This is a genomic window from Mycobacterium sp. UM_11, from assembly GCF_001414075.1.
GTDB lineage: Bacteria > Actinomycetota > Actinomycetes > Mycobacteriales > Mycobacteriaceae > Mycobacterium.
This window is the reverse complement of sequence record NZ_LATC01000065.1, coordinates 19,996-29,415: the sequence shown is the minus strand read 5'-3', so window position 1 is coordinate 29,415 and position 9,420 is coordinate 19,996. Positions and strand designations below refer to the sequence as shown.

Below are 9,420 nucleotides of genomic sequence, written 5' to 3'. Positions count from 1 at the left end.
GCCCACATCTTGCGAGCCTCGTCCTCAACGGTCTGGGCGTGCACCTCAAAGCGGCCCGCCATCGCCCGCATCTCGTGCGGGTCGGTCATGAATCGTGCTGTCATTGCTTGTCTCCTTCGAAAACGGTTGTCAGTTCTGGATTTTGGTCAATGGTGCGTCGAGTTTTTTCTCCCCTTCCGTCATCCGACCAGCTGCGGCAATACGCTGACGCGAGCCGGCACCGCGGCGCCGAATCCGCGCATCTCCATGCCGCCAACCTGCCCCGCCGGGATGCCGCGCGGGGCCACCATCGGCGCGCCGGCACCGGCCAAGGGCGCGGCGGCGGGGACAGCGGCCTCCGGGGCCGCCGCGGGCCAGCTCGCCGGCACCGACAAACGTCCGACAGGAGCCGCCTGGCCCATGGCCGCGGACGGCATCAGCCGCGCGGGCGCGAGCATTTCCGGCGCGGTCATCGCCGGCCGGAAGGGTGCGAGATGCTCCATCGCGGGCATCGCCGGCCGGACGACCGCCGGTGCGCGCACGGCGGTGCTGAGACCCGCGCCGGATGTCGTCATCCCGCTCAGTCCCGACGCCCCAGCCCCTCCCCCTTGTCCGAACGGCGTTCCGAGCAAGCTGGTGAAGCCGCTGATCGCCGACGGAAAGCCGCCGACCAACGACGACGCCGACGAATTGAGCGATGACGGCAGCCCCATGGCAGCCTGAGTGGCCGCGCCCTGCATGTTGGCTGCGCCCGCGGCCGCGGCTCCGGCCGCCGCTCCGGCGGGATTGGTGGTTGGCGGCGCGACCGCCATCGGCGCCAACATGGCCGCCGCCGCCGAGGACCCCGCGTAGGCGTACATGGCAACGGCGTCCTGTGCCCACATCTGGCCGTACTGCGCCTCGGTGGCCGCGATTGCCGCCGCGTTTTGGCCCAGGAAGTTGGTCGCCACCAGCATCATCAGCAAGCCCCGGTTCGCGGCGATCATCGGCGGCGGCACGGTGGCCGCAAACGCCGCCTCGTGCGCGGCCGCGGCCGCGGCGGCTTGCATCCCCGCCTGCTCGGCCTGCGCGGCGGTGGCGTGCATCCAGGCCACGTAGGGAGCGGCGGCGGCGGCCATCGCCGCCGACGACGGACCCTGCCAGCCGGCATCGGTCAGATCCACGATCGCGGTCCCGTACGCCGTCGCGGCCGAACGCAGCTCGGCCGCCAGACCCTCCCAGGCCATCGCCGCCGCGAGCAGGGACGCGGGCCCTGGCCCCGCGTACATCAGGCCGGAATTGATCTCCGGGGGCATCGCACCGAAATCCATCACTACATTCCTTTCTTGCTAACCCAGCACCGGCAGTGGCTTCGGGCCGGCGAACGCTTTGACCACCGGCTCCGCGTGGACGATGTGCTCGGCCGGCAGGTGCGCGGGCAGCACCTTCTCGGCGGGCAGGGCGGCCGCGAACTGGGCTGGCGCGGTCGGCGCCAGCTCTGCGGGCGAGATGTACCGCGGCGCCACGTCGCGGGTGACCTGCTCGGCGGGCGCCGGTTGCGCCGGTGCCACGTGCTCGACGTGTTGGGCGGGCGCCATACGGGCGGGCGGCGCGAGGCGCTCGGCGGCGGGGGCGGCCGGGTGGGCGCCATAGTGGCCGCGCGTGTACGGCGCCTGGTGGCGGCCGTAATTGGCGGCCCCATAACCGTTGTAACCGCCGTGCTGGGGTGTGCCGACGCCGCCGTAGCCGCCGCCACGCCACCCCGGGGTCGTGGGCGCTGCTGCGGTGGCCGGCCGGGCGGGCCCCGTGGGTGTCACGCGGTTGGGTGCGGCGGGCGTCACGCGACTGGGCAGGGCCGGTGACGTGCGGGCGGGTCCGGCCGGCACCATGCGGGCGGGCGCGGCGGGGACGAGGTGGCCGCCGGCGGCTTGCGTCGCATTGGCGGCTTCGGTGGCCTCGTACGAATCGGCGCTTTGTGCCAGGGTCCTGACGAACTGCTCGTGGATCATGCTGGCCTCGGCGCTGATCGCCTGATACTGCTGGCCGTAGCCCGCGAAGGCGGCCGCGGTCATCGCCGAGACTTCGTCGGCCGCCGCCGGGACGACGCCCGTAATCGCGAATGCGGCCGTCGAGTTGGCCGCGGTCACCGCCGAGCCGATCGACTGCAGCTGGCCGACCGCGGCTGACAGCAACAGCGGTTGCGTGGTCAGGAACGACATGTGTCTTCTCCTCGTGGAATGCCTGAATCTGGATAATCCCGTCGTGCTTGCGGACACTATGTCATATTTTTGGAATCGATGTCTAGGTTTAGGTACAGATTTCTTGTGTTCGTCATCGGACTCGCAGGTGGAGACACTTTGCCCGGCTTTCAGCACCGCGTTACTCTGGACGGATGCCACGCACCAACGCCGCAGGATGGGGGCTGAGGCGCCTGCTCGAGGCGACGCTCAACCGCGACATCACCGTCGAGCAGTTGCGCGACGCCTGCGGCGTCACCAAGGGGCGCTGGTACGGGGCGGCCGGGCGCGCCAACGCCGACGACTTCCCCGACGCCGAGGAGGCCAGGCGCGCCGCGCACGCGTTCGGACTCAGCGCCACCTGGCTGCAGATAGAACTGGGCCTGATCACGCCCGAAGATGTGCACGCGGTGCTGGGTGATGGCGAGTCGCCGGATCCGTTCCGGGTCACCACCCGCCAGCGGGTGCTGATGCCCAATCCGACGGCGGAGGGCCCCAGCAGCTGAACCGGCTGGTCCGGCTTTGACTTAACCGCCGGCCGGGGGCGAAGCGATAACGGTGGGCTTGAAACCGTATCGGGGGGCGACAAAGTGCGCCGCGCCGCGCCCGGTCCCACCGACGGGCATCATCGGCACCCCGCCCACCGCATTCGCCGCCGGCTCTACGGACGACGCGGCGGTGAGGCCATTGAGCGCCACGGTGACGGGCGGACCCGCCGGGGCCGCGCCGGCCCACGCCGCCGGCACCGACAAGCCACCGACCGACGAGGCCTTCCCGACGGCTCCACCGATCGCGCCAATCGCGCCCGCGCCCGGCACGGCCGCGGGCAGAACCGCTTCCGCGGCCTTGGCGGCGCCCTCGGTGGCCGACTTCGCGGCCGGCATCATGCCCTGGGCGATACTTTGGATGTCTTTGAACGAGGTGGTGAAAAGCCTTGTGGGCGAGATCAATCGGATGAACGCATCGAAGGGCGTGCTGGCGTCCAGCGTCTGCGAACCGGTCAGCCCCTCGAACAGATCACCCAACGGACCACTCACCACGAGCCCGTCGCCCTCGGGGTTCAGGCTGATCCCACCGAGGCTGATACCGGCGGGATTGTTCGGCGCCCCGGCCAGCGACGACAGCGTTTGAGGCACGGTGTCGAGCCCCTGCGCGCTGCCATTGCCGGCCGCCTGGGCCACCGCGGCGGCCTGACCGGCGACCCCGGCCGGATTGGTGGTGGGGGCCGCCGGGTCGAACGGCGCCAACGTCGCCGCCTCGGCCGAGGTCCCGGCATATCCGTACATGGCCGCGGCGTCCTGCGCCCACATCTCGCCGTACTGCGCCTCGGTGGCCGCGATCGCGGCGGTGTTCTGGCCGAGGACGTTCGTCGCCAGCAGTTCCAGCAGCAACGCGCGATTCGCCGCGATCACCGGCGGAGGCACCGTTTCGGCGAACGCCGCCTCATAGGCACCCACGGCGGCCGCGGCTTGAGCGGCGGCCTGTTCCGCTCGCCCCGCCGTGCCGCGAAGCCAGGCCACCTGCGGCACGGCCGCCGCCAGCATGGCCGACGCCGCCGCCCCCTGCCACGGCCCGTCGTCAAGTCCCGCGACCACCGACCCGTAGGAGGATGCCGCGGCATCCAACTCGGCGGCGAGTGCGTTCCAGGCCGCAGCGGCGGCCAGCAGCGGCCCCGAGCCGGGTCCCGAATACATCAGCGCGGAGTTGATCTCCGGCGGCAGCTGCGCGAAATCCAGCATCTCCCCGCCTAACCGACGGCGGCGGTGTTGGCGATCTCCGTGGCGGCGTACGAACCCGCGCTGATGCTCAGCGTGGTCGCCAACTGCTCACGAACCGTCGCGGCCTGGACGCTGATCTCCTGGAAGAGCCTGGCGTGCCAGGAGAACTGCGCCGCGGTCAACAGCGACACCACATCGGCGGCCGCGGGAGCCACCCCGGTGGTCGGAACGGCCGCCGCCGAATTGACCTCCCGCACAGCCGTATTGATGCTGTGCAGGTCGCCGGCGGCCGAATGCAGCATGTCCGGCTGAGCCATCAGATAAGACACGTCCCCTCCTGGAAAATCGATTCAGATCAACAGCTTTCAGACGCCTGGACACGTTAGGGAGTCACATCCCGGGACGACAGGCCCGCGGCCGCATCTTCACCACCGATTCGATGACTGTTCACTTAGCTGGCCGAGAATGCTGGATCATTTGGATTTCCCATGAAAGAGATTGCAAACCAATATGATTGGGACATATATGCACATATATGTCGGCCGCTGATGGGCGCATCGCACGTTTGCCGGCGCTCCTGGGATGGTTGAATGTATTGCCACACAACGAAATTCGATTCTGCGACCGGGCCGCAGTGGTCAGCCCGTAGCATCGGCGCACCCCGAGCGGCTAGGGTGCCACTCATGCCGGTCGCAAAGAATGCCCCGAGGTTCTCCCGCAAGTTGATCGCCGTGGCCGTCGCCGGCTTGGCCGCCACCACCGTGTCGGCGTGCGATTCCGCACCCTCAGCGCCCGCGCCCGGGGTGCACCCCCGTCAGGTCACCGTCCTCGGGTCCGGCCAGGTCCAGGGCGTCCCGGACACCCTGACCGCGGACGTCGGGATCGAATTCACCGCACCCGACGTGACCTCGGCGATGAACCAGACCAACGATCGCCAGCAAGCGGTCATCAATGCTCTGGTCGGCGCCGGCGTCGACCACAAAGACATCAGCACCACCGAGGTCACGCTGCAGCCGCAGTTCAGCAATCCCGAGCCCAACGGCGCCGCCACGATCACCGGATACCGCGCGACCAACGCCGTCACCGTCAAGATCCACCCGCCCGACGCCGCGTCCCGGATGCTGGCGCTCATCGCCGGCACCGGCGGCGACGCCACCCGGATCAAGTCGGTCAGCTACTCGATCGCCGACGACTCGCAGCTGGTCAAGGACGCCCGCGCGCGGGCCTTCAACGACGCCAAGAGCCGGGCCGAACAGTACGCCCAGCTGTCCGGGCTCCGGCTGGGACGGGTGCTGTCGATCTCGGAGGCGTCGGAACCGGCGACAGGCGGGCCGCCGGCGCCCCCGAGGGCGATGCCGAGCGCGGTCCCGCTGGAACCCGGCCAGCAGACCGTGAGCTTTTCGGTGACCGCGGTGTGGGAGCTGGACTAGGGCTACTGCTGGTAGACCCGGGGGTCCAGGGTGCCGATGTACGACAGGTCGCGGTAGCGCTCGTCGTAGTCCAGGCCGTAGCCGACGACGAAGTCGTTCGGGATGTCGAAGCCCACGTAGGCGATTTCGACGTTCGCGCCCTTCGCGTCGGGCTTGCGCAGCAGCGTGCACACGCGCAGCGAACGCGGATGGCGGCTGGTGAGGTTGCGCAGCAGCCACGACAGGGTCAGGCCGGAGTCGACGACGTCCTCGACGATCAGCACGTCGCGGCCCTGGATGTCGCGGTCCAAGTCCTTGAGGATCCGCACCACCCCCGACGACGACGTCGAGGACCCGTAGGAGCTGACCGCCATGAACTCGAACTGGGTGGGCACCGGGATCGCCCGCGCCAGGTCGGTGACAAAGATCACAGCGCCCTTGAGCACGGTGATCAGCAGCAGATCCTGGCCGGTCTCGGTCATCACGTTGCCGTAGTGCCCGCCGATCTCCTCGCCGAGTTCGGCGATGCGCGCCTGGATCTGCTCGGCGGTGAGCAGCACCGACTTGATGTCCCCCGGATACAGCTCCACGGGCTGGGCGGGGGTGATCGCCGAGGAGATCTGGGCCACGCCCACAGAGTGCCACGCCAACGGCCGAATAACCAACGGCGACCCCGGTATTGCGCCTACCGGACGGGTTCGCGCCACAGCGTCAGAACACCGTCGCGCCGCCCCGCGATCAACCGCTCGGCCCGCAGCGCGGATCCGACCGCCACCCCGCCCTGCCCGCGCCAGGCGGTGACGAGCGCGTCGACACCGCGGATCTGCTTGTCGGTCAGGCCTGTTGCGCCACCGGCCAGGAGCCAGCCGCGGATCACCCGGCGCCGAACCGGGGCGGCCAGCGCCTCCAGCGCCTGCGCCCGCAGGCCCGCACCCTCCTTGGCCCCCGGCAGCGCCTGGGCGGCCAGGGTGTCGATCAGCTCGGTGTCCTCGCGCAGCGCGGTCGCCGTGCGGGCCAGCGCCTCGGCCACGCCCCCGCCCAGCACGTCCTCCAGCAGCGGCAGCACCTCCAGGCGCAGCCGGGACCGGGTGAAGCGGCGGTCGGTGTTGTGCGGATCCTGCCAAGGGGTCAGGCCCAGCTCGCGGCAGGCGGCGTGCGTCACGGCCCGGCGCACGCCCAACAACGGCCGGCCCCATGGCGAGTCGTACGGCCGCATGCCGGCGATCGACCGCACGCCCGACCCCCGGCCCAGCCCCAGCAGGACCGTCTCGGCCTGGTCGTCGAGCGTATGGCCGAGCAGCACCGGCCCGTCGTGGTAGGCGCTCAAGGCGGCATAGCGGGCGGCGCGGGCGGCGGCCTCGGGGCCGCCCTCGTTGCCGACGTGCACGCGAACCACTTGTGCGGCAACGCATCCCAACGTGACGGCTTGCTCGCGGGCGGTTTCGGCGATCGCGGCCGACTCGGGTTGCAGGCCGTGATCGACGATCACCGCGGTGGTCGGCCGCAGCTGCGCCGCCACCGCGGTGAGCGCGAGGGAATCGGGTCCGCCCGACAGCGCCACGCCCCATCGCTCGACGGTGGCGACGTGGGTCTCGATGAACGCCTCGACAGCCGCGCGCAGCTGCCCTACAGCACCCTGTCGATCCATCGCTGAGGTTCTTCGATCTCGTCAGGCAGGGGCAGCGTCTCGGGCCCGGTCCAGATGGCGTTGAACCGCTCCATTCCGACCCGCCCCACCACATGGTCGACGAACGCCTTGCCCCGGGTGTACTGGCTGAGTTTGGCGTCGAGGCCCAGTAACGCGCGCAGCAGCCGCTGCAACGGCGGCTGTTTGCGGTTGCGGCGCTCGTCGAATCGACGGCGGATGGTGGTCACCGACGGCACCACCATCGGCCCGACGGCGTCCATCACGTGGTCGGCGTGGCCCTCCAGCAGCGTGCCGAGCACCAGCAGCCGATCGAGAGCCTGACGCTGCGGCTCGGACTGCACCGCGCGCACCAAGCCGACAATGCCCGACGAGTTGCCGTCCGCCGACCCGTCGCCGCGGTTGCGGACGTACTCCGCGAGCCGGCTCGCCACCTGCGCGATGTCTTCGCCGGCGTCCCGCGTCAGCAGGGCCAGGGACTCGGACATGTAGTCGGACAGCCACCGGTTGGCGGTGAACTGCACCCGGTGGGTCACCTCGTGCAGGCAGACCCACAGCCGGAAGTCGGAGGGCTGGACCCGCAGCTGCCGCTCGACCGCGATCACGTTCGGGTACACCAGCAGCAGGCTTCCCTCGTTGGAGGCGTCCAGGCCCCTCGCGAACGGGTCGTACTGGCCGAGGATGCCCGACGACACGAACGCCAGCACGGCCCCCGTCTGCGCGCCGGTGACGCGGCCGGTGAAGAAGCCCCGCGGCTTCTCGGCCCCCTTCATCATCACGCGCATCGACTCGGCCGCCGCGCCGATCCACTCCGGCCGGTCGACGATGCGGGCCGGCGGCACGGCGCCCTCGGTGACCAGGCCGGTGACCTCGCGCACCGGCGGTTCGGCCTTCGCGGCCGAGCGGCTGAGCTCGTCGATCACCTGGCGCCGCGTGTAGTCGCTCGCAGCCGGACCCGGGCGGGCCAGCCGTTGGCCGACGGTGGCGGCGAATCCCCAGTCGACCGCGGTACCGAGCGTCAGCTCCGAGGGCGGGCTCATGCGCACCCGCAGGACCACAGCTTGGTGGCCAGCGCGTCCATCACGTTGCGGCCGTTCGGCCCCGCGGCGTTGGAGATGAAGGCGAACGTGAGGACCCGTCCGCTGCGGTCGGTGAGCACCCCGGCCAGGGCGTTGACCGCGGTCAGCGATCCGGTCTTGGCCCGCAACCAGCCGGCCGGCCCCTGGTTGGATGCCGCGTCGGTGAAACGGTCGGCCAGCGTCCCGCTACCGGCCGCGATCGGCAGCAGGTCCAGCAGCGCCCGCAGCGTCGGCTGGTCGGGGCCGGCGGCGGCCTGCAGCACACCGTCGAGCGTCTTGGCGGTCAACCGGTCGTCCACCGAAAGACCGCTGGAATCCATCAGCGTGGCGCCGCCGGTGTCGACGTGCGCGGTGCTCAACCGGTTGGTCACCGCGTCGGCCGCACCGGCGAAGCTGCGCGGCCGGTTGATGGCGGCCGCCACCTCGCGGGCGATGCATTCGGCCATCACGTTGTCGGAGTGGTCCATCATCTCCGACAACCGCTGGACCAGCGGCGCCGACTGCACGACGGCCAGCTGCCGCGCGCCAGACGGCGCGGTCGCGATCGTCACCGCGGCGGGATCCAGGCCGAGCGCCTTGGCCAGCTCCCGCCCGGCATCCAGCGCCGGGGTGCGGGACCGTCGGGAGTTGACCGTGGTCGGCTGGATGCGCCCGGCGTCGATCATCACCGACTCGATCGGCGCGATGTCGCCGTTGTCGACATCGGCCGCATCCCAGCCCTGGGCCATCGTCGGCCCGCTGAACGCCGACGTGTCGACCTGCACGGCGGTCGGGGTCACGCCGCTGCGGCGGACCTGCTCGACGAGGTCGCTGATGCGGGCCGACCCGCGGTACCAGGTGTCCACACCGGGCGGCGCGGCCGACAGCACCGGGTCACCCGCACCGACCAGCACCACGGGCCCTTGGGCGTTCTGGCTGCCGGCCACCACTCGCGTGCTGATCCGGGCCTGATGGTCCAGGGTCAGCAGGGCCGCGGCCGCCGTCAACACCTTGTTGGTCGACGCCGGCACCAGCGGCATGTCGTCCGCCACCTGCCAAAGCTCTTTCCCCGTCATGGCGTCCGTGACCCGGGCGCCCAACCTGCCCAGGTTCGGATCGGCCGCCACGGCAGACAGCACGGCCGCCACTCCGGCGGGGTTGGGAGTCTCCGCGGAGTCGCTGACCGGGACCATTCCCGGCTTGACCGTCGGCGCGTGCGGAGGCGGTATCGGCGCGTGCGAGCTGTTGCCGCCGTGGCCCGCCGAGGTGAAAAACGTCGCCGCCGCCACCACTGCGGCAACGAACGCCAGCACCGCCAACCCAACGAACACCTGGGTGGATTTTTGCCAGCGAGTGGGACCCATCGCTCTCCTGACTGTCTCCGACCCATTCTGC

9 protein-coding genes and 2 pseudogenes are annotated in these 9,420 nt (G+C 70.9%); 2 read left to right on the top strand and 9 right to left on the bottom strand.

Features of this window, described 5'->3' with window-relative positions; all coding sequences use genetic code 11:
• From WU80_RS16665 to WU80_RS26410, 3 genes and pseudogenes are all read right to left on the bottom strand, one after another.
• Nucleotides 1-104, bottom strand: a pseudogene (locus tag WU80_RS16665) (WXG100 family type VII secretion target); the annotation flags it as partial.
• Nucleotides 105-179: 75 nt separating this feature from the next.
• Nucleotides 180-1,289 carry a PPE family protein gene (locus WU80_RS16660; RefSeq protein ID WP_055403809.1) on the bottom strand — a complete coding sequence of 370 codons (1,110 nt, stop codon included), beginning with the start codon at nucleotides 1,287-1,289 and terminating at the stop codon, nucleotides 180-182.
• 594 nt (nucleotides 1,290-1,883) lie between these two features.
• Nucleotides 1,884-2,177 (bottom strand): annotated as a pseudogene (locus tag WU80_RS26410) (PE family protein); the annotation flags it as partial.
• 173 nt (nucleotides 2,178-2,350) lie between these two features.
• On the opposite strand from WU80_RS26410, the gene WU80_RS16650 reads away from it, so the two are divergent.
• Entirely contained in the window at nucleotides 2,351-2,701 is a 351-nt protein-coding gene (locus WU80_RS16650; RefSeq protein ID WP_055403808.1) for a hypothetical protein, read from the top strand.
• A 21-nt stretch (nucleotides 2,702-2,722) separates the two neighbouring features.
• Here WU80_RS16650 and WU80_RS16645 read toward each other — a convergent pair whose 3' ends face one another.
• Both WU80_RS16645 and WU80_RS16640 read right to left on the bottom strand, forming a co-directional pair.
• Nucleotides 2,723-3,934, bottom strand: coding sequence for a PPE family protein (locus tag WU80_RS16645; RefSeq protein WP_055403807.1), 1,212 nt, complete (start codon nucleotides 3,932-3,934; stop codon nucleotides 2,723-2,725).
• 8 nt (nucleotides 3,935-3,942) lie between these two features.
• Nucleotides 3,943-4,242 carry a PE family protein gene (locus WU80_RS16640; protein WP_055403806.1) on the bottom strand — a complete coding sequence of 100 codons (300 nt, stop codon included), beginning with the start codon at nucleotides 4,240-4,242 and terminating at the stop codon, nucleotides 3,943-3,945.
• A 354-nt stretch (nucleotides 4,243-4,596) separates the two neighbouring features.
• Here WU80_RS16640 and WU80_RS16635 point away from each other — a divergent pair, with 354 nt between their 5' ends.
• Nucleotides 4,597-5,343 carry an SIMPL domain-containing protein gene (locus tag WU80_RS16635; RefSeq protein WP_055403805.1) on the top strand — a complete coding sequence of 249 codons (747 nt, stop codon included), beginning with the start codon at nucleotides 4,597-4,599 and terminating at the stop codon, nucleotides 5,341-5,343.
• A gap of 2 nt (nucleotides 5,344-5,345) precedes the next feature.
• Here the strand turns inward: WU80_RS16635 and hpt are convergent, their stop codons facing one another.
• Genes hpt through dacB form a run of 4 tightly spaced genes read right to left on the bottom strand, consistent with a single transcriptional unit; the run spans nucleotide 5,346 to nucleotide 9,389 of the window.
• Nucleotides 5,346-5,957, bottom strand: coding sequence for a hypoxanthine phosphoribosyltransferase (gene hpt / locus WU80_RS16630; RefSeq protein WP_055403804.1), 612 nt, complete (start codon nucleotides 5,955-5,957; stop codon nucleotides 5,346-5,348).
• 50 nt (nucleotides 5,958-6,007) lie between these two features.
• Nucleotides 6,008-6,970 (bottom strand): tRNA lysidine(34) synthetase TilS, encoded by a 963-nt coding sequence (tilS, locus tag WU80_RS16625; RefSeq protein WP_055403803.1) that lies wholly within the window; start codon nucleotides 6,968-6,970, stop codon nucleotides 6,008-6,010.
• Nucleotides 6,949-8,007: a zinc-dependent metalloprotease gene (locus tag WU80_RS16620; RefSeq protein ID WP_055403816.1), complete on the bottom strand. Its 1,059-nt coding sequence runs from the start codon at nucleotides 8,005-8,007 to the stop codon at nucleotides 6,949-6,951. Before WU80_RS16620 ends, tilS begins: the two co-directional genes overlap by 22 nt.
• Nucleotides 8,004-9,389 carry a D-alanyl-D-alanine carboxypeptidase/D-alanyl-D-alanine-endopeptidase gene (gene dacB / locus WU80_RS16615; protein ID WP_055403802.1) on the bottom strand — a complete coding sequence of 462 codons (1,386 nt, stop codon included), beginning with the start codon at nucleotides 9,387-9,389 and terminating at the stop codon, nucleotides 8,004-8,006. The genes WU80_RS16620 and dacB overlap by 4 nt, the downstream gene beginning before the upstream one ends.
• Between the last annotated feature and the right edge of the window lie 31 nt (nucleotides 9,390-9,420).

Excerpts from the sequence above, each read along its gene's own strand:
- WU80_RS16620 (WP_055403816.1), bottom strand. The coding sequence starts at position 8,007 with ATGAGCCCGCCCTCGGAGCTGACGCTCGGTACCGCGGTCGACTGGGGA.
- WU80_RS16660 (WP_055403809.1), bottom strand. The coding sequence starts at position 1,289 with ATGGATTTCGGTGCGATGCCCCCGGAGATCAATTCCGGCCTGATGTAC.
- WU80_RS16635 (WP_055403805.1), top strand. The coding sequence starts at position 4,597 with ATGCCGGTCGCAAAGAATGCCCCGAGGTTCTCCCGCAAGTTGATCGCC.
- tilS (WP_055403803.1), bottom strand. The coding sequence starts at position 6,970 with ATGGATCGACAGGGTGCTGTAGGGCAGCTGCGCGCGGCTGTCGAGGCG.
- WU80_RS16645 (WP_055403807.1), bottom strand. The coding sequence starts at position 3,934 with ATGCTGGATTTCGCGCAGCTGCCGCCGGAGATCAACTCCGCGCTGATG.
- dacB (WP_055403802.1), bottom strand. The coding sequence starts at position 9,389 with ATGGGTCCCACTCGCTGGCAAAAATCCACCCAGGTGTTCGTTGGGTTG.
- WU80_RS16650 (WP_055403808.1), top strand. The coding sequence starts at position 2,351 with ATGCCACGCACCAACGCCGCAGGATGGGGGCTGAGGCGCCTGCTCGAG.